At 40.0% G+C, this 19,095-nt stretch carries 14 protein-coding genes; 1 reads left to right on the forward strand and 13 read right to left on the reverse strand.

What is annotated here, in order from left to right; genetic code table 11:
• The 12 genes from JHD45_RS10420 to tagH all read right to left on the reverse strand — a co-directional run bounded on the left by JHD45_RS10420 (position 1) and on the right by tagH (position 15,341).
• The gene (locus JHD45_RS10420; protein ID WP_199476455.1) at positions 1–792 is read right to left on the reverse strand and encodes a type VI secretion system accessory protein TagJ; all 792 of its coding nucleotides are present in this window, start codon (positions 790–792) and stop codon (positions 1–3) included.
• Positions 793–795: 3 nt separating this feature from the next.
• Complete coding sequence (gene tssC, locus JHD45_RS10425; RefSeq protein ID WP_199476456.1) at positions 796–2,322, reverse strand: type VI secretion system contractile sheath large subunit; 1,527 nt, start codon at positions 2,320–2,322, stop codon at positions 796–798.
• A 45-nt stretch (positions 2,323–2,367) separates the two neighbouring features.
• Entirely contained in the window at positions 2,368–3,858 is a 1,491-nt protein-coding gene (gene tssC, locus JHD45_RS10430) for a type VI secretion system contractile sheath large subunit (protein WP_199476457.1), read from the reverse strand.
• The gene (tssB, locus tag JHD45_RS10435) at positions 3,855–4,358 is read right to left on the reverse strand and encodes a type VI secretion system contractile sheath small subunit (protein WP_199476458.1); all 504 of its coding nucleotides are present in this window, start codon (positions 4,356–4,358) and stop codon (positions 3,855–3,857) included. Before tssB ends, tssC (JHD45_RS10430) begins: the two co-directional genes overlap by 4 nt.
• A 14-nt stretch (positions 4,359–4,372) precedes the next feature.
• Positions 4,373–5,482, reverse strand: a complete 1,110-nt coding sequence (gene tssA, locus JHD45_RS10440) for a type VI secretion system protein TssA (protein WP_199476459.1) — start codon at positions 5,480–5,482, stop codon at positions 4,373–4,375.
• A 266-nt stretch (positions 5,483–5,748) separates the two neighbouring features.
• Entirely contained in the window at positions 5,749–6,561 is an 813-nt protein-coding gene (locus tag JHD45_RS10445; protein WP_199476460.1) for a PP2C family protein-serine/threonine phosphatase, read from the reverse strand.
• A complete protein-coding gene (tagF, locus tag JHD45_RS10450) occupies positions 6,548–7,282 on the reverse strand; it encodes a type VI secretion system-associated protein TagF (protein ID WP_199476461.1) in 735 nt (244 codons plus the stop codon). Before tagF ends, JHD45_RS10445 begins: the two co-directional genes overlap by 14 nt.
• Positions 7,264–10,767, reverse strand: coding sequence for a type VI secretion system membrane subunit TssM (gene tssM / locus JHD45_RS10455; protein ID WP_199476462.1), 3,504 nt, complete (start codon positions 10,765–10,767; stop codon positions 7,264–7,266). Before tssM ends, tagF begins: the two co-directional genes overlap by 19 nt.
• 11 nt (positions 10,768–10,778) lie before the next feature.
• Positions 10,779–12,059 carry a type VI secretion system protein TssL, long form gene (gene tssL, locus JHD45_RS10460; RefSeq protein ID WP_199476463.1) on the reverse strand — a complete coding sequence of 427 codons (1,281 nt, stop codon included), beginning with the start codon at positions 12,057–12,059 and terminating at the stop codon, positions 10,779–10,781.
• Positions 12,060–12,081: 22 nt separating this feature from the next.
• Complete coding sequence (tssK, locus tag JHD45_RS10465; protein ID WP_199476464.1) at positions 12,082–13,410, reverse strand: type VI secretion system baseplate subunit TssK; 1,329 nt, start codon at positions 13,408–13,410, stop codon at positions 12,082–12,084.
• A 10-nt stretch (positions 13,411–13,420) separates the two neighbouring features.
• Positions 13,421–13,882 carry a type VI secretion system lipoprotein TssJ gene (gene tssJ, locus JHD45_RS10470; protein ID WP_233407759.1) on the reverse strand — a complete coding sequence of 154 codons (462 nt, stop codon included), beginning with the start codon at positions 13,880–13,882 and terminating at the stop codon, positions 13,421–13,423.
• Positions 13,883–13,904: 22 nt separating this feature from the next.
• On the reverse strand, positions 13,905–15,341 hold the full coding sequence (gene tagH / locus JHD45_RS10475) for a type VI secretion system-associated FHA domain protein TagH (RefSeq protein ID WP_199476466.1): 1,437 nt from the start codon (positions 15,339–15,341) through the stop codon (positions 13,905–13,907).
• 511 nt (positions 15,342–15,852) lie between these two features.
• On the opposite strand from tagH, the gene JHD45_RS10480 reads away from it, so the two are divergent.
• The gene (locus tag JHD45_RS10480; RefSeq protein WP_199476467.1) at positions 15,853–17,427 is read left to right on the forward strand and encodes a serine/threonine-protein kinase; all 1,575 of its coding nucleotides are present in this window, start codon (positions 15,853–15,855) and stop codon (positions 17,425–17,427) included.
• A gap of 44 nt (positions 17,428–17,471) precedes the next feature.
• Here the strand turns inward: JHD45_RS10480 and JHD45_RS10485 are convergent, their stop codons facing one another.
• Positions 17,472–18,938 (reverse strand): aminoacyl-histidine dipeptidase, encoded by a 1,467-nt coding sequence (locus JHD45_RS10485; RefSeq protein ID WP_199476468.1) that lies wholly within the window; start codon positions 18,936–18,938, stop codon positions 17,472–17,474.
• Between the last annotated feature and the right edge of the window lie 157 nt (positions 18,939–19,095).

Consider the following 19,095-nt stretch of genomic DNA (forward strand, 5'->3'; position numbering starts at 1 on the left):
TTAATCTATAGCTACCTCTTTGACCTTAGAAATACTCAAATCAGAAATTAGCGTTGCTTCGTCATTGATAAAAAGCATCTTCATACCTCGCCCTAAAGTCACGTTATCAGAAAGGTCATTCCATTCTGTTATTTGACCTAGCTTTTCAATATCACTGGTTGATTGGACGTATACCAAAGGCAAGTGAGCAGTTCCCGTTGGTCCATCTTTTATGGTCATTTCAACTCTAAGCCAGATGTTTTCCAATACAGAATCAACTGGTTCAACCTTAAGGGTTTCAATCTCGCTAAAACGCGCTAAATAAAATTCGCCATTTGTTCCCAATACTTCTAAATAAGGATTGAGCATGTCATCCAAATCTCGAATCAAACTCTGAGGCTCATCGTCATTGAGAGACTCAAGACGTAATGATTCAAGTTTTGCGCTCATTGTATCCAACGATTGTGAGTCACCTTCTAACTTTGCAAGATGCATATCAAGAAATAACGTATCTAATTCGTCGGCCTGATGAAACAATTTTGGAATACTTTTCCCATCATAGAAATCCATTCTGGATTGCTCAGCACGTATGAGATGCCTTAGATTAACCGCCCCCACAGCAAACTCAGGTTTTTTCTTTACCATAAAGTCAAGCTGCTTATCTGCACGATCTAGTTCACCATCGATACATAGCAACTCAACATAAGCGCTTCTAATATCAAAATTCAAAGGCTCATCTTTTAGTAACTCAGTACAATAATCAATCGCTTCAGATAACTTACCATTCTTAATGAACTCGAATATTTTTTTCATGTCTTATTCCTTAATTTGATGGTGTGGGCTTAGCTCTGTAATCAGCCGAATACTAGACACCATTTGATCCAATTGAAAATGAGGCTGAAGCTGAAGAAGAGAGAAAAAATGCCCCGGCCTTGACTTATTTTCACTCACTTTGACTTTGGCATTACTAAGCGGATATTTACTCCTCACGTGCTCAGATGCAGAGTCCGAAGCAGTGGTATAATTATTTATCCAAGCCTGTAAATCTCTCTCACAAGCCTGTGCCGTGGTATAGCTACCAATACGGTCACGAGCCAGAACTTTTAAGTAATGGGCAAACCTAGACACACATAGAATATACTGAAGCATAGATGACAGGCGTGCATTAACATTGGCAACATTACTATCGTAGTTTTTTGCTAATTGAGCAGACGCATTACTATAAAAAACAAGATGCTCTGTATTAGTAACAGAAGATACAGGGATAAAACCCAATTCAGATAATTCTTTTTCAAGCTTTGTTGTGACAATTAGATCGACAGGCGGCTTTCCTTCTTTTTGATAAGAATCGTTCTTAAAGTAATCTTTAGCAATACCAGTCACCATTCCCTTTGAGATTTTACCAGGATCCATTCCTCGTATATGACCAAACCAACCACTAGAACAATAAGCTCGAATCAGCGTTGAAACAAAAGGAAAAGCGGCGTTCCCCCATAGCATATCTTTATCTGAATCACGAATATTCTCGACAAAATAAAAGCTCTCGGAACGCTTTCCATTATTTAAATAAGGAGATCTAACTAATACTCTCGGCAAAGTCAAACCAACAAAGCGAGATTCTTCCATGCTACGAAAACTTCGCCAGTTAATATACTCTGGCTGTTCAAACTGTGAAAATAAGTCATACGCATGACCTAGTTCAGAAAAAGCATCCACACCAAATAGACTTGAATCACCTGCACACACAAAAGGTGAAAAAGCGGCCGCAGCAGTTTTAGAAATTTCTTTTAATGTGGCAATATCATTATATAAAGAGCCATTTGATTGGGTGTTCGTTATTTCATAATTACCAATAACAACACCAAAAGGTTCACCACCTGGATGATCAAATTCACTTTGATACACTAATTTAAAAAATGCGCTCTGATCGAAATCAATTGCTTTACTAACGTCTCGAGACAATGTCATCCAATTACAATTTAAAAGTTTGATTTTAACTTTTCTTTCATTATCCATTTGTTCGGCTTGAGATAAAAGCCAAAACAGGCTACGCCACCCAGATTCTAATTTTTTAAATTTTTCTTCATGAATAATGATATTGATCTGTTGACAAAGCTTTGCATCAATATCAGTAATCACTTGTTGTATATAGGAACTGATGGATTCCTTATCCCAAAGTAAAGGTGAGTCTGAAGAGCTTTCAAGCCAAAGCAAAAGCGCTTTATTGAGATCTTTTTCATTAAGAAACCGATCCAACAGGGAGTCGCTGTCACTTATTCTATACTCAGTTTGTCTTCCAAAAGCTGAGTTTTGACTTATAAACGAAAACTCTTCAACACTCATTTACTACATCATCCTTAATTTTAACGCTTAAATCGCTGCTTTTAATTAACCCACTTCAGGTATTTTAGCGACCAAACGTAACGAGGACGTTAACTCTTCCATTTGCAACCAAGGCTTAAGCCAGGCAACAGCGTTATAAGCCCCTGGCTGACCAGGAATCTCTTTAACCCTAACTTTAGCGTCAGCTAATGGATAACGAGCACGAATGTCCTGACCACCACCTTCTGTTGCATTCACATACGACAAAATCCAGCGATTAAGCCAAGCTTCAACATCTTCCGCTTCCATAAAGCTACCGATTTTGTCTCGCGCCATCACTTTTAAGTAATGCGCAAACCGAGATGTCGCCATCAAATAGGGCAACCTAGCTGAAATAGCTGCATTAGCCGTCGCATCAGGAGTATCGTATACTTTTGGTTTCTGACAGCTCTGACCACCAAAGAAAACCGCATAATCTGTATTCTTATAGTGACACAAAGGCAAAAAGCCCAATTTACTTAATTCCGCCTCACGACGATCAGTAATGCCAATTTCAGTTGGGCATTTCAAATCAGGATCACCATCGTCACTGGTAAATATATGAGTAGGCAAGCCTTCTACCTTACCCCCTCCTTCTGCACCACGAATAGCGGTACAGAAACCATACTGAGAGTATGCCTTGGTCATATTGGTTGCCATCGCGTAGGCAGCATTACTCCAGCAATAATCACCATTAGCAGTACTCACAGAACGGCCAGCTTTAGGCTCTACCTCAAACTCTTCAAAGTTAAATTCTTCAACAGGTTTCGAAGCTGCCCCATATGGTAGACGAGATAAGAATCTAGGCATGGTCAAAGTAACGAAGCGTGAATCATCGCTTTCTCTAAATGAACGCCATTTAGTGTACTCTAATGACTCAAATACTTTTTCCAGATCTCGTGGCTTAGTCAACTCTTCCCAGCTGTCAAACCCAAACAAAGAAGGAGAAGAAGCTGAAACAAACGGACAAAAACCAGCCGCAGCTACGTTGGACATCAGGCTAAGCGTTTCAATATCTTCAGGGTGATTGGTGAATTCATAATCCCCAACTATCGTGCCGTAAGGCTCACCACCGGGTGTACCAAACTCTGATTCATAAATTTTCTTGAATGTTTGGCTTTGGTCGAATTCAACCGCTTTGCTCAGGTCTTTATGAAGCTCTTTTTTCTTCATATTCAACACTCGAATTTTCAGTGTTGAATTGGTCTCAGAGTTCATTACCAAATGATGAAGACCTCTCCAAGTCCCCTCCAGTTTCTGGAACTGATCGGTATGCATAATAGCGCTAAGTTGTTTTGATATTTTACTATCAATCAAGTCAATCGCTTCATTAAATGTCACCGTCATATTCTTATTCCACTGAACCGTGCCTTTTAAGGCTTCCTGCGTCAGTGTTTTTAACAATTCTTCTGCTCGGCTGGATTCGGTCTGTTTGGTCGCACCAATGGCCTGCTCTAAAAGAGAGACACTTTGCTCAACAACCGTGTCCGTGCTGCTTAAAGCTTCTTCCGTGCTCATTTGTCTTCCTCCTCAATGCTCAATTCCTTCGCCATTGCTTCAAGGCTCGCTGTATTACTTAACACCTCTTCCAAAACATTTTCCAACTCTTCAGATCGGTCTATTTTGGTCATGAGATCACGCAATTTATTACGTGTTTCCATCAATTTACGTAGAGGCTCAACTTGATTCACAACAGCCGCTGGCTCAAAGTCACTCATTGTTTTAAAGTTTAATTCAACCGAAAACTGACTATCATCATCCGTTAGCACATTATCAACTTTCATTGAAAGGCTTGGACTCATACGCTTCAAAACATCATCGAAACTGTCACGATCAATCTGGATGAATCGTCTGTCCTTCAATGGCTTCAATGCATCTGTATTATCACCAGAGAAATCCCCCATTACACCTACCACAAAAGGGAGCTCTTTTTTTACAACAGCCCCTTCCGTTTCTACGTCATAAGTAATATGAACGCGAGGCTTTCGAACCCGCTTTAGTTTGTCATGAATGCTCATTAGAACTCCTTTTACTATGTTTCAGTTTCGCTGACTCGAATACCAGACAGCTTAAAATAGCCTGTTCTAGCATCATTGTCTGTAATTAATTCATCCAACAATTCAGGAAGAGATAGTTTGCTCCAACGTATCACTTGCTCAATAGTATAAGACATTGGTGAGTGCGGCTCGGTCTCTCTAAAATAAGCCGCAATTTCTGACAGTTTTTTAATGGCACTGGCCCTTGAGTCAATTTTTCCATTATCCAAGCGTTGCTCAGATACGTTAGTTTGTCCCTCTTCTTTTGACTCTTCAGATAACACTTCTGGTTCAGAAATAGCCGATTCAGCGGCTTCTTCTAATTTTTCTTTACCAATATGTTCAATGGCCGTCATGCTCAAATCGAGCGCACGTTTAATATTAGAAGTCGGCTGAGGACTGCCTGTTACCTTATCCATGACATCACTAAGAATGGAAAAATGTTCTATTGATTTTTCAATATCTTTTTTTAGATTAATAAAAAAGTCAACGCTTGTTTCGCGAGCACTTTTTTCAACCTCTTCATAATCAACTGCGCCTTGAGCTATTTTCTTTTCACGCTTATCATCAGGCATTCTAGAAATGTCATAGGCTTGCTGATATTCCCAATAAGTAAAGGGCCCATAGTTAATCCCATCTGTAATAGGGATATTCTTTATCGGCATAACAAGTGCGCCCTCTTGGGCAATACCATTTAGACCAACTAGGGCAGATAGTTTTTCGGATAATTCTTCACCCTCTTCAAGGGTAGGAAAAAGATCTAAAAAGTGTTGTTCAATCAGCGTATGGGCAATTTCAAAACCTAGCGCAAGACCTTTGAAACCTTCTAGGCGACATAATGATTCAATAAGCCAAGCAATATATTCAATATCCTTGCTCTCAGTTTTTATTGCTTCCTTACATTGCTCAAAAAGAGGCAACCATTCCCTTGTTAACAAAGAAAATCCGTCTTCATCAACCAAAGCATTCCGCTCTGCTGCTCTTAGTTGATTACGTAAATCTTTTAGGGTGTAGTAGGTAGAATTCGGAGAAATATCGGCACGTGGATCAGAGCCTGCAAACTGATCCTCTGAAATCGGAGAAATATATTCTTCTAGTGTTAACATTCCGTCGTCCTGCTCTAGTAGCATAAAATTATCGATTGGAATTTTACTAGCCCCTTACCTTCTTTACAAGGCAAGGGAAAGTAAAGCTTTTGCGAAATGTAAGCGATTTAAAAAAAGTCAAGTTTAACAAAGAATTAATCGTCAATAAAAAAACGAAATAGCACTATTTTCTCAATTTTCATGGAGCACTTTACAAAAAACGAAATAAAAAACAGCGGCGTGAGCCTGCTGATTTTTAAGTACCTACCTGAGAATACCCACAAACATTAAGACATACGGTTTGATGAGCGACCAAATAAAGGCACTGTCTTTTCATCAGGTGAGTCAAATTCATCATCTATAACAGGCTTATCAACTCCGTTATAAACAATAACAATACAAGTAACGTTATCTTTAGCTCCTCTCACTAATGATGAGTGCATAAGAGCAAGCCCAGTATCAATAACGCTCTGTGAATCTAGCATCGAACAAATTTCTTGATCTGATAACTCTCCAGTAAGGCCATCAGAACACAACAGAAACATATCTTCGCTACACACTTCACGTTTTATCACATCAATATTAATATCATCTGCGACACCAACCGCTCGAGTAATAACATTTGACAGAGGATGTGAACTCATTTCGCTTTTGCTAATCACACCTTGAGCAACCAATTCATTCACTTGACTGTGATCACTCGATATTTGAGTAAAATCACCATTTCGAAGTAAATATGCACGACTGTCGCCAGCCCACACAACAAAGAACTCATCATCTTTAATAAACAACACAACAACTGTACTGCCAGCTATTTTTCCGCCTAAGTGAAAGTGGCTATATTGCTTTAAATCATGGTTTGCTTTCTTGACTGCCGCAACAATATGGTCAACGGTTAACTCTTCATAAGTGTAATGCAACACTTTTGATCGTATTGCATCCACAACTAACTGACTGGCATAATCACCCGCTTCATGCCCTCCCATACCATCAGCGACCACCCATAAATTATGACTAGAAATTTCCGCAAATGAGTCTTCATTAAGCTGTCTTACCACCCCTCTATGAGAGATCGCGTAACTGGTGTTAGTTCTTATCATTATCCCTAACCTGCACGTGATTCCATTGCCATTGCTGCCACCTACCATCAAACATAGCTGCAGCCTGATTAACAGAAGGTAACCCTGAAGTAATAATAACGGAAGGACTCAAGAGACATGAGCCATGAGTCCACCAAATACTATAACTGCCATATTTCTTATATAAGAGAGCATGCAACACATCTTTCATTACCCCCCCACCAAGCTCCGTCCCTGCAAACTCAAACACTTGCGCGGTTTTATTTTCATCTGGTGAAGAAAAATACTTGTAACGCTTTGTAGGATCGGCGGATGGTTTAACGACTTGCTCAACCTCTTTTCTCCAACTAAACAGATCAACCGAGTCTTCTAGGACCGCCAAAACCGCATCTTCATATTCAAGCGACAATGCATCGGATTCCATAACTTCAACGGGCAAATTATCTGTATCCGCCACAAGCGTAAAAGGGTATGGTCTTCCTACCACATCCATGCTTGGCATCACCGTTCCCATTTTTGCACTGTCTCCTGCTATGCCCGGTGACATGCCAAAATGCCATACTGGGCCCGTTAAGAATTTATCCTTCCAAGAGTCTCCCATTCTTTCCTTACTCACAGAAAGAACTGCCTGCAACCAGCGGTCCCACACCTCCTGAAAGCCAGTATCAACATTATCTTGAAGAAAGTCCCCTACACTAGGCAACTTTCCAAGATAACCAAAACTTACAACTTGCTCGGACATGTAAAACTCTCTAATGAATCATTCCAAAAAGGATTTCTTACAGAATTCGGTAATAACTTGATCACAGCATGATTACCTTCAACATCAAAATGCATGTTTAAATCCTTGGCAGTTTTCGAACGTTTACTTTGCAGGGCATCCAGCATCCTGAAAAATGACCACTCACCATCGTAGCTTTGACTGATTAAGCGGCCACCTCCGATCAAACTAAACTCAACCTTTGTTCCGGCAAGGGGTTGAGGGCCAGGCCAAGACATACTGATAACTCGCTGTGGTCCATGACGATAGACTAGAGATTGCCCATTAATATCTAATTTAATACTTGAAACACTACGATCAAGCACTTCTGGTTTCAAGCCAAAGCCAACACCCAAAGCACCACTGCTGTTATCAAAAAACACCTTACGTATTCTATAAGCTTCATGAAACATCGTCAGAGAAGAAAGACTCATACCAATATCTCTCTTAAATGACCATCTATCACTCCCCATATTCACACTCGGTGCAACGTAGGCTGTGAAGAACTTATCCAGCGTACCTCCTGGACCAAAGAAATGGGTAAAGTCCTTTAAACTGATTTCTTGCTTGCTGTTTTTAGAGATAGGGTATCGACCCGCGATGGCTGCTCTGTACTCAGGCAGCACATCATTACGCCACATTTTGTTAATCACTCGATCTGCATTGATTTTAACAATATTTGACGTGTCACCAGCAACACCTTTAAGCCAATCAGAGAAAGGAGCAACAATATCACTAGACGATAATTGACTAATAAAATCAGGCTCACCCTTACCGCTTAACTGCTCTTTAATGGAAACGGTCATATCATCACTTTGGCTAATTTTGTTAAGATAAACATTAAGTGCCTTGAGGTCTGACTGAACCTTATCAAGCTTTGCTGGATCCAGACTCAAAATCCCTTGAAATGCCTCCTCCACTTCATGACCAGGAAGTAGCTGTTTCGCCGGTACTGATTCAGGTAGGAACTTGTTGATTCGTTCTGCTTTTTCAGCAATGGCAGCATTTGCCCCCCCCGCTAAATCAGCCGCTTTTTTTAGCGCCCCATTCGCTTGGCTTTCAGGAGCATTTGTCAAAGCAACATTTCTTTGAACCACTGAAATAATGTTTTTAATCGGTGCTTCTGGTCCAGATAAAGCATTAGTTACCTTAATGCCTTCAGAAACTGAATTAAAATCTTTAACTTTCAAATTATCCAAAAAGGTTTTCCAATAATAGATGTAGTCTTGAAAGTAGCGTCTTTCAAGCTCCTTCTCTACCTGTTGCTTTGATACATCATATGTACCAGCAGCCTCTTTTCCATATACCCAATTACTGGAAATTAAAGTGCCTAGCATCTTGCTTTTTTCAACATTGAAAATGCCGTAAAAGCCATTATAGGTGTATAAACCTGGAATGGTATTAGACGCTTCAGAAGGATCCTTCAACTCAAACGACTCAGCTGTTTTAGCACTAATAATGTCTGTCAACCTAAACGGAGGAATACTACTATTCATATAGTCCGCTCTTAAGCGTTGATAAGCTCTTTCTGCTACAGGAAGCTTGGTTAGAGCCAGCCGAGCATCGTGCACTGCATCACTGTCCATTTGGGTTTGGCCTAGTTTAATAGACAACAAGGTTGCTAAATGATGATGTAAGTCCGCTCTAATTTGAATATTTTTATCTCCTGGTAACTTACGATCAAAGTAAGCATCAAACCAGGCCTCAACATCACTCGCATCAAAGTGTTCGGGCATATAAAGCATTAAATAGGTTCTAAGCGTTTCATAAAGATAACTTAAATGCTCCGCATTATTTTTCATCTCAGACAAAAGCACTTTAACCATATAAGGCTCAAGGTAGGTTTTAAGCGAGCGCTCGTAGGCACTCATCGACGCTTGTTTTAGATTGGACATTTTGTCTAAACCAACACCGACTAGAGAGCCTTGATCTTTTGCATCAGGATTAATCGCTGGTAGATCACGCAAAGCATTCAGGCGATCATTCAATACAACTAAATTATTAGTATCAAAGACCCCTGAGTCCACTTTCTTATACTGTGTCACCAACTGATCAGTTTGTTCTATTAATTTGGAATTCGATAAATAGCTTCCATACGCGAGAAAGCCAAAACCCAACAATCCAAAGCAACCAATAGAAACGGCCGAGATTCTAAGCCATTTATTTTGTTTGTCGTGATATTTATTAGTACTAGCCAAGTTTTGCTCAGGAAAAACAACACTCTCTAACACTTTTTTAATAAAGAAGCTTCTAGATTTATTAATATGACTACTATTGGCTACTTTTTTATCACTCAAAAAGCTAGAAGGCGCCCCTTCTTGAGTCGCACTTGTTAAATAAACACCACGGAATACAGGGGGCTGCTCATAAGTATTGGGGGTAAAAATTTCTTTCAAAAAAGAATATGAAACTTCTTGCAAAAATCTAAGTTGATGGGGAAATTCAAAGACTTTAGCTCTTACTGATTCATCTCGCTCATTAATCAGCCTGCGATTTAGCATACCCGTCAAGTTAGCAATCAGACCATGGAATTCTTTATTAAACTGCTCAATTTGGGTGCCATTTTTTGAATCCATGGGAAAGGTGATACCCCAAATTTGATCACTCTCTTCTTCTGTTAACTCATTAAAAAAATCACGGAAGCCATCAATAAGATCCGCTTTTGAGAGGATAACATAAACAGGAAAAGTCATACCTAGTTGGTTTTGCAGTTCCTGTAAGCGCTGCTTTATTGCTCTCGCATGTAAGTTCCGCTCCGTTTTCGTCTGCCCCATCAGCTCGGAAATACCCATGCTAATGACAACACCGTTAATCGGTCTTAATGGACGATATTTTCTAAGAAGCCCAAGGAAGCCTTGCCAAGCTTTCGAATCGTGCTTAGCGTGACTATCTTGGGTGGTATAACGGCCTGCCGTATCAATCAAAACCGCTTTATTTGTGAACCACCAATCACAATTACGCGTCCCACCAACACCTTTAATTAAATCAACACCTAACTTATCTTTTAATGGATAATCTAACCCAGAGTTATTGATAATAGTGGTTTTACCTGCCCCTGGTGGACCAATCATAATGTACCAAGGCAACTGATATATATTTCTACCTTTAAACAGTTTAACGTCTTTTAGAAGCGCGATGGCATCCGACATACGATTTTTCAGCGTATTGATTTCTTCGTTTATGTCGTCATTGTCAACACTGTCATCTATCAGCTCTTCTGCCATGTTTGTATTACGCTTACTTTGCTTGGATAGCTGGTAGATCTTAGTCACAGCGACAGCAAGAATAATGCATAGTATTAGAATGACACGCGCTAATATACTTTTAAGTGGAACAAAACCAGCAATAGCGATAAGAGGACCACCAAACCAAATCAAAAGAAACAAACATAAAAACCCAATAACAAGCATCGCTGTTCTTGAGGTTAATATGTAAGAGAGTTTCTTACATCTTTTTATAAAACTCATTTCAACTCCATTTAGAAAAGTAAGTCAATTTCTACTCTGCGATTCATTGCTCGGGATTTACTGTCAGTATTTGGAACAATAGGATCAGCGGCGCCCCTTCCTTCAGGCCATAGGCGGCCACTTAAATTTGTATTTTTAGCCATCGCATTTGCCACCTCGTTAGCTCTAGCAAGAGACAATAACCAATTCGAAGGGTATTCAGCTGTCTTTATTGGCGTATCATCAGTGTAACCAGTAATAAGAATACGTCCTTGGGTACCTTCTAAGCTTAAGGCTAGTTTTTGCAAAATAGGCACTACAGATGGCAGCAAGGTCGCTTCACCAGGCTTAAACAAATCTCTGTTGTTGATCGTTAAACGAATTCGATCACTCTTTTTCTGAATGCTAATAATGCCCTTTTGGATTTCCGTTTGCAGTAACTGCTCAAGCACCAAAAGCTGCTTATCTTTTTTATCGACTGTTTTCTGTAGATCAATGGGATGTATTGAAGCCAAAGAGGTATCCACTTTCGAGAGTTGATCATTAAGCTGCATATTCAGAAAAAGATACAAGGCTAAACCAAGCGCCCCAAGAATAGAAAAAACCACCCAAAGTGGCGTTTTTTGCCTCAACTCTCCCCCATTAGCCACTTTCCGCTCCCAATCAGGTGACAGAACGTTCTTTATGGGGCCATCTAATTGATTTAGGATGTTATAAGCTCGATTCCGATAATCTTCCACACCACCATTTTGATTGTTACTCACTCTAAATTTACCTTTAAAGCCAAGATTCAAACAGTGGTACTGGAGCTCTAGGAAATCTCGATTATGTTCAGGATAATGAAGAGAATCATCGATTAAGGTATAAAAATACTCGCCACCAAATGTCTCTTTATGAAAAATGGATAGCAAACTCTCTTTTGCCCACTCCATCGAGCTCCAACGAGAATTAAGCACACTCTCATCAAGCAATGCACAGAGGCAATAGCGTGCATTAAAAATCGTCTTATCTGGTATGCCTGCCTCACGAGCCTCAAATTCGAAAGACTTAATAGCATCTATGCATCGGTGCTTAAAACCCGATAAATCAGGCAAGCTTTCAGCCTGATTAACAAAGATTGCCAGTGACAAACAATCTGATGCAGCCTCTAAAAGACCATTTTTGAAAATCGAAACTTTCGGTCCGTTTTGTTTTTGCAAAGGAATTGCATTTGATGATATTTGTGTTTTATCAGAGCTATCATCTGCAGAGCCACTGTTTTCAGCATCTCGACCAAGGCGACCAGGTCTAGGCTTTATTTTAGTCTCATCCACTGAAACACACTCCTACTAATAATTAAGTTCTTACTGCCCAAAGCGTAATTTGTAAATCAGGATAATTACCTGAAATATGCAAAGCGATACCACCACTGCTAGACAAGCTGTTCCATTGATCACCCTGCTTATTCAACTCAAAATAATGATAGCCAGCATGATAAGGTACTTGTCGTGGCGCGGTCGGTAATGTACTAATCGATATGCCTGGCAACTGATTATTAACAAGGTTTCTGATCGTCTCCACACTACCTATTTTGATTTGAGAAGGTAGAGAACGTCTTAGTTCTTCGTGAGGGACACTGGCTTTTACCGCGAGAATAAACTGACCACTTTTTAGCACTTCTTTGTCTTTTAATGCGCCAAAAGAGATACCATATTTACTCTTCTCTAACTTAATTTCTGTTGCAGTTTGCTCGATCACTTGACTTAAAGATTGATATAAGAAATTAGTTACTTCCGAAAAAATCAGCATCAGATTGAGGTGATCATATTTAGGTAATTTAGGTACTAACTTATTCGCAGAGCTGAATGTTGCTAACTCACCTGACAGCTCAATTAATCTAGAGTACAGGTTATAAGGGTGAACATTTTCCACTGCTAACAAACTATTAAAAACAGCATCGTATTTATTCAAGGTTTGCAGCATGATAAAATCTGAGACAGAGGTACTACCAGCATAGCCTTGAGACAACCGACCAGCAATATTCTCAGCCCGCTGCTTAATCAACGCTGAAATCTCTCTTACAATACTAAAAACTGGCTTACAGTGGCCAATATTTAAATGTGGCGGAATGTACTTACTGTCTAAACGAATTGCCCCTTCATTACTAACCTCCACAATACGAGCAACAGGCAACACAACATAGCCAGACACATCGTCAGAACTCAACATTAAGCGACAATTCAGCTTAGAGATTTGGATAATCTCATCTGAATCACGACCTAAACAATCATCAGAGACCGTTAGGTCTTCCAATTTAAAACGCGTCACCTGAGTATCATCAACAGAAGACACATTAACACTATTATTTTTATAAGAGGGAATCGCTAGATAAACAAGCTGATCAACTACGTCTTTGCCAACAATTAATGGATCTGGAATAAGGGCATTGTCTAAGAAGCTCACTGGAGTTAGATCTGGCATAATGCCCTTAAAGCCATCTAAACAAAACTGCCCTGTATTGAGCAAGCTTGCATCAATGCTTTGATCCACCATCCCCCACGAATAATTAATATTCATACCAAGCAGATCTTTCATCGTGTTGTCTAAATGTTTATCAGACTGTTGAAAGTGTTGCGGCCTCAAAAACATGCCTTCAGTCCAGGCAACGGGAGAAAAATTATTCATATAAATCCTTTTATTCCTCTTTCAAATAGGTTGCGATAGACTCAACATTGACCCGTACATCATCATAGCCAGTTGGATCCGCTTTAACGACAGCTCGCCATTTTGCTTTATCTATGTCTCTATACGCGACGATGATACCTATAAAGCGTGTGTTTTGATTTAATTTCATTTTGTAATCAAGTTTCTGACCTGGCTGTAACTCGATTTCATCTTTCTTAAGCAAGTCTGGACCAAGCGCCTTTTCAGCATTGCCGTAAAGACTAAAGAAATCCTGTGTATCAAAAACCGCTCTAGAACTCAGTTCGAATACTCTAATCACCACAGGTGAAGGCCTACCATTTATGTCAGGGTTAACATCTTTCGCAACATTAATCTCTAAATCAGTTGACGGTGGCACAATGTAATTAACAGTCGAACAGCCCGTTAAGAACAAAAACAGAACCGCTAAAAACATGTTTGACAACTTGATCATTTTCACTGGAGGAAATCCTTTTTTAATTTTGTTTATTAACGTAATTATCGTATGCATTTAAAAATTCATCTGAAAGCGCCAAGACGCCTTTTTTATTTACTTCTTTAGAATATTCTTCAAACAACTCCTGATACAGCTTCCAACTTGTCGCCCCAGAGCTTTTCGGCATAAACTTTAGCAAGGAGTTATTTTCATCTGCTTTTTTGCTGATAACATCAGGCGATAAAAGCTTCAATAAAGCTTCTAGAGAACCCGATGCGGCAGCCATTATGGCTCCTTCATGTGTATGTAAATCTTCGAAACTTTCCTTTATCGATGCGGTTGACCCAAGAAAACTTCCACTTTTTCGCGTATAGAGATTCTGGATTGCATCGTCAATGGTGGCAGAAAACTTCAACGGATTATTTTGCTCTACCTGAAACATCGTCCGGTTTATCTTCATCTGATTCTTCATATTAGCGCGCTGTCTTAACGAATTTATTACTCCCATCAACAGTGCATTCAAACCAACACCCATTTCGAACCACTGCTTTTCCGTTTCGAGTTCAGCTCGAACCGCAGAAGAAATACCTAATCCTTCTAGGAAAGCCTGCATAAGCGCTTGCTGGTTATTATGTTGAGACATTTCACGCCTAGTGGGAGCTGATTGCCGCCCTTTCTCAAGCTCTTTAAGCTGCACCTCTGAAGGTTGCGTCTCTACCTGCTGAGTTACCGGAGGTGTAACGCTTTCCTTAGGAGGAGTAAACGACGGTTGTGGTTGTGGTTGTGGTTGTGGTTGTGGTTGTGGTTGTGGTTGTGGTTGTGGTTGTGGTTGTGGTTGTGGTTGTGGTTGTGATGCCATTTGATGATCATTAGCAAACGGATCCAAGCCATCATTACCAGAAAAAGAAAATACATCCCAATCCTCGGGGATAAAATCGACATGAGAGGATGCATTATCGGCAGAGCTTGCCTTATCGGCCGGGGCCATCTTTGGTGGAATCATCGATTCATCAAGAGCGTTATCATTAGCATAAGCGGGGGCCGATTCAAAAGAAGGCATCGCGTCGAAAGAGGAAACAGGATTTACACTAGACTCAGGCTGCACTTGGCTTGATGCAGATAAATTAGACTGATCTGCCTCAGGCAAATCTTGTTGAACACCTTGCAACGAGGTTTCAATCTGAAAGTCACCGACATTAAATGTATCGCCATCCACTAGCTTATGTTTATTTCCCTTTCCTAAGGGCGACACACTGTGATTAATGAATAGTCCGTTGGTCGAATAATCGTAGACATAGAATAGCCCCCCTTCATTAACAACCTCTCCATGTTTGTTAGAAATCACTTTTTCTGGGTCGGGCAGATGCCAATCGCATTCGCGAGAGCGCCCAAAGGTTAACGAATCTTTAGTAGACTTTGTCGCCTCAATTTCTGGGGAAAGACGATGATAACTAGTAATTTTTAATAAAACTTCCATTCTAATAGTTTCCTTGTATCTACATCCTGAAAATCATAAATGACTTTGCGGTTTACCTCAACAAGAAAGAAAACCGTCAGACGATCAGACCATGAGGTAACCTTTGCCTCTAATCACCAGCCATCAAGGTCTCAAAGCAAATTCCCATGCAATGATGCCTCAGTATTTTTTTACCCTTTTGTTCAGTTTTTACCCACTCTCCTCTCCGCTTCACATGCAATCTGCTCAGCCTACATTGGTCACCATCAGAAAAAAGCCTTCAAATCCCGCTAAGAATAACGCTGAACAGCACTAAAAAAATCTCTTTTATCTGTAAAAAATGCATAATAAATGGCTCCAATTGCAACAAACGTAAAGATTTTCACTATTTGTGCTGACAATCGAGTGCATTGCTAAAACTCTTTTTTTTTGTAAAAATGCCTTCCCTATGTAATGGATCCAAAGGCAGCCTTTGTCCTGGAGCAATACTAATCTATAGATAATGTGTTTGTTGTAACAAAAGGACGTCAGGATGAGCATTAATGATGATAAAACGCAGATAGTATCGGTTGTCTCATCAAAAAAAAACATTAGTCATTTCAACCATCAAGACTTTATTGGCAAACTCCTGTCTAACCGATATCTAATCGTCGAGCTTATTGGGCAAGGCGGCATGAGCTATATCTATCGCGCCAGAGATACGTTTTTAGAACGTAATTCGTCTTCCGATTACCCGATTGTTATCAAAATTCTAAGGGCAGAATTTTCTCAATCACCAGAAGCAATAAGATTACTAAAAGAGGAAGCCGCTCAGACACAGCCTCTTTCTCATCCCAATATCATTAAGGTGTTTACCACTGGCACAGAAAACAATATTCATTATATTGTAATGGAATGGGTGAATGGAGAAACATTAGAGCAGCTTATCAAGCGTAATAAACCAACAGGGATTAAATTTAAAACAGCCTATCCCATTATAAAGCAACTTATCAGTGCCTTAGATTACGCCCATAAGCACGGTGTGATACATAACGACCTCAAGCCATCGAACATTATCATTACTGGCTCTGGGGAATTAAAAATATTAGATTTTGGCATCGCCAAGCAACTTACTAATAATGATGCTTATGCTTTTATAAAGAAGAACGATCATGAAGTCATTGGTGGGTACACCCCTTCTTACGCCAGCCCTGAACAACTTGACGGCTATTCTGCCGATGTAAAAGACGATTTCTTCTCGCTAGGCTGCATTATTTATGAAGTTCTAAGCAGTCGACACCCTTATGATAGAAAAGCATCTAATACACTAGAGGACAACACTAGACCTAAGAAACCTAAAAACAGCCCACTTTTTTATTGGCCAGTCTTAAAATCAGCCATTTCATTGAAAGCTGATAAGCGTCTAAATATGCTTGAACACTTAAGTCGTCAGCCTTTTCAAGGTTTAAAAGCAATAATGGCTACTGTTCTTATTGTACCGATTATTTTTCTTTCGGGTTATTATGTTTATCAAAACATTCATGCAGCAAATTCACAGCTCATCGCAGAAAAAAACAATGCTGTTGCTATGAACCATCAAATAAATGAATGGATGTCATGGGATGCACAAAGAACACTAAACTATTTCAACCAAATCCCGCCTCAATTTAATACAATAAAACAAGGGCTTTTAAAAACACATCAACAAGAAATTATACAAATATTCGATGATAGAATTGCAAATGTTAAAAATATTGAAGGGAAAATAAAGAACTATCCTGCTATCTCTGATATTTACCAGCAAGCCTTAACCTATTACCCTGATTCAAGAGTGTTGCATACCCAATACAATAACATGCAAGTTGAGCGTCAATCCATTAGCATGGATATCATGACACGCATAAACAATATGCTCAATCAAAAACGTTACTTTGAAAAAGATCAAAACAATATTTTAGATTTACTTCATAAACTAAGTATTATTGATGGTAAAAATACGTTTAGTCCGACACAACAACAAACTAAAACATTCAAAGCTGCCCTCAAGAAGGCTCAAGCGTCTAAAAATAAAGCTCAGACAAAAATACTTATGAACATTGATAAAGCACTGTTTGACACTACCTCATAGGGCAAGTCAGGCTAAGCGTATAGATTAGCCTGACTTATTCAGATTTATTTAACAGACTCCAATAGGGCTACTAACAGTCGCCAAAAATCGCTTACTGAAGCAATTTCCATACGCTCTGCTGGTGAGTGAGCGCCACGAATATTAGGCCCGAAAGAGACCATTTCCATGCCTGAATATTTCGCCCCAATAACGCCACACTCCAGTCCAGCATGAATGACTTTCACATTAGCCTCTTTCCCTGTGACCTCTTTATGCACTTCGAGAAAGTGTTTTAGCAAGCCGGATTGAGGATCAGGATGCCAGCCAGGATAACCATTCTCTAATGCTACATCAGCGCCAATTAGACTAAATACCGACTTTACGGTTTGAGCATGATGTTCAACAGCAGAATCCAGAAGAGAACGAACAAGTAGGCAAGCATCGAAACACTTGTTTCCATCAGTATCATTCTTAAGATTAATGACCCCAAAGTTACAAGATGTTTCCGTCACACCCGGCAGATCTGAACTCATACGATAAACGCCATTGGGAGCACAGTTTAACGCATTAATCAGTGCAACCTGATCATCGAATAACAACTCATTCTCTACCTTCGCCGAACTAACAAAGACCTCTAATTTTGGCTCAGTTGTGGCAAATTCGATTTTCATCTCATTTGATATTTTGCTAATGAGACACTGAATAGCGACCTGTTCACTTGGTTGGTAATTGATAGTAAAAGAGGCATCGCGAGAAATAGCATTGCGCAATGTTCCTCCTGTAAAGTGAGTCAATCCAAAGTGATTAACCTCTTTAAGGGCATTTAATAATCGCGCAGCCAGTACATTGGCATTCGCTCGCCCTTTATGGATATCCAAACCTGAATGCCCACCTCGTAGGCCAGTGATGGATATCGTCATGGCTTTTGCATCCGCACGGGCCGTTTGTGTCAGATATCGTTTAGAAACATTGATATCCACACCGCCAGCGCAGCCTATATAAACATCCCCACTGTCTTCTGAATCTAAATTTAGAAGAATCTTACCATTTAAAATACTCTCTTCTAATTCCAATGCACCACGTAGGCTGGTTTCCTCTTCTATTGTAAATAGCGCTTCAATAGGACCATGTTTAATATCAGACGATTCCAATACAGCCAGCGCGGCAGCAACACCAATACCATTATCGGCACCAAGGGTCGTACCAGTAGCATGTAACCAGCCATCCATCACACGAGCAACAATAGGATCTTTTGTAAAATCGTGTTCGACATCGGCACTTTTTTGCGCCACCATATCAAGATGCCCTTGAAGAACCACGGTCTCAGCGCTTTCCATTCCTTCGGTCGCAGCCTTACGAATAAGCAAGTTCCCTGCCGTATCAACATAAGTAATTAGGCCAATGCCATGTGCCCACTCAATAAGATGCTCGCGGATAGCGGCTTCATGGTAAGAAGGTCTTGGAATGTTACATAGAGTCTGAAAATGCCTCCAAATCGCTTTTGGTTCGAGTGTGGTTAGAATCTCGTTCATGATCTCTCTTATCTTGTTAAGTCGTTAGCTTTATAGGGGGTTAAGGAAATGAGATGAGTGCCTCCAGACATAGCTGTTTATGCCCAAAACTCATCCTTGAGCACAGCAATATAAAGGGAACATCGGGAGTGAAACGGCACATTTCCTCAGTTACAGT

The organism is Marinomonas spartinae, assembly GCF_016461715.1.
Classification (GTDB): domain Bacteria; phylum Pseudomonadota; class Gammaproteobacteria; order Pseudomonadales; family Marinomonadaceae; genus Marinomonas; species Marinomonas spartinae_A.

Bases quoted from the DNA above. Each gene is read 5' to 3' on its own strand.
- JHD45_RS10480 (WP_199476467.1), top strand. From the start codon at position 15,853: ATGAGCATTAATGATGATAAAACGCAGATAGTATCGGTTGTCTCATCA.
- tssK (WP_199476464.1), bottom strand. From the start codon at position 13,410: ATGAATAATTTTTCTCCCGTTGCCTGGACTGAAGGCATGTTTTTGAGG.
- JHD45_RS10420 (WP_199476455.1), bottom strand. From the start codon at position 792: ATGAAAAAAATATTCGAGTTCATTAAGAATGGTAAGTTATCTGAAGCG.
- tssC (WP_199476457.1), bottom strand. From the start codon at position 3,858: ATGAGCACGGAAGAAGCTTTAAGCAGCACGGACACGGTTGTTGAGCAA.
- tssC (WP_199476456.1), bottom strand. From the start codon at position 2,322: ATGAGTGTTGAAGAGTTTTCGTTTATAAGTCAAAACTCAGCTTTTGGA.
- tssJ (WP_233407759.1), bottom strand. From the start codon at position 13,882: ATGATCAAGTTGTCAAACATGTTTTTAGCGGTTCTGTTTTTGTTCTTA.
- JHD45_RS10485 (WP_199476468.1), bottom strand. From the start codon at position 18,938: ATGAACGAGATTCTAACCACACTCGAACCAAAAGCGATTTGGAGGCAT.
- tagH (WP_199476466.1), bottom strand. From the start codon at position 15,341: ATGGAAGTTTTATTAAAAATTACTAGTTATCATCGTCTTTCCCCAGAA.
- JHD45_RS10445 (WP_199476460.1), bottom strand. From the start codon at position 6,561: ATGATAAGAACTAACACCAGTTACGCGATCTCTCATAGAGGGGTGGTA.
- tssA (WP_199476459.1), bottom strand. From the start codon at position 5,482: ATGTTAACACTAGAAGAATATATTTCTCCGATTTCAGAGGATCAGTTT.
- tssM (WP_199476462.1), bottom strand. From the start codon at position 10,767: ATGAGTTTTATAAAAAGATGTAAGAAACTCTCTTACATATTAACCTCA.
- tssB (WP_199476458.1), bottom strand. From the start codon at position 4,358: ATGAGCATTCATGACAAACTAAAGCGGGTTCGAAAGCCTCGCGTTCAT.
- tagF (WP_199476461.1), bottom strand. From the start codon at position 7,282: ATGTCCGAGCAAGTTGTAAGTTTTGGTTATCTTGGAAAGTTGCCTAGT.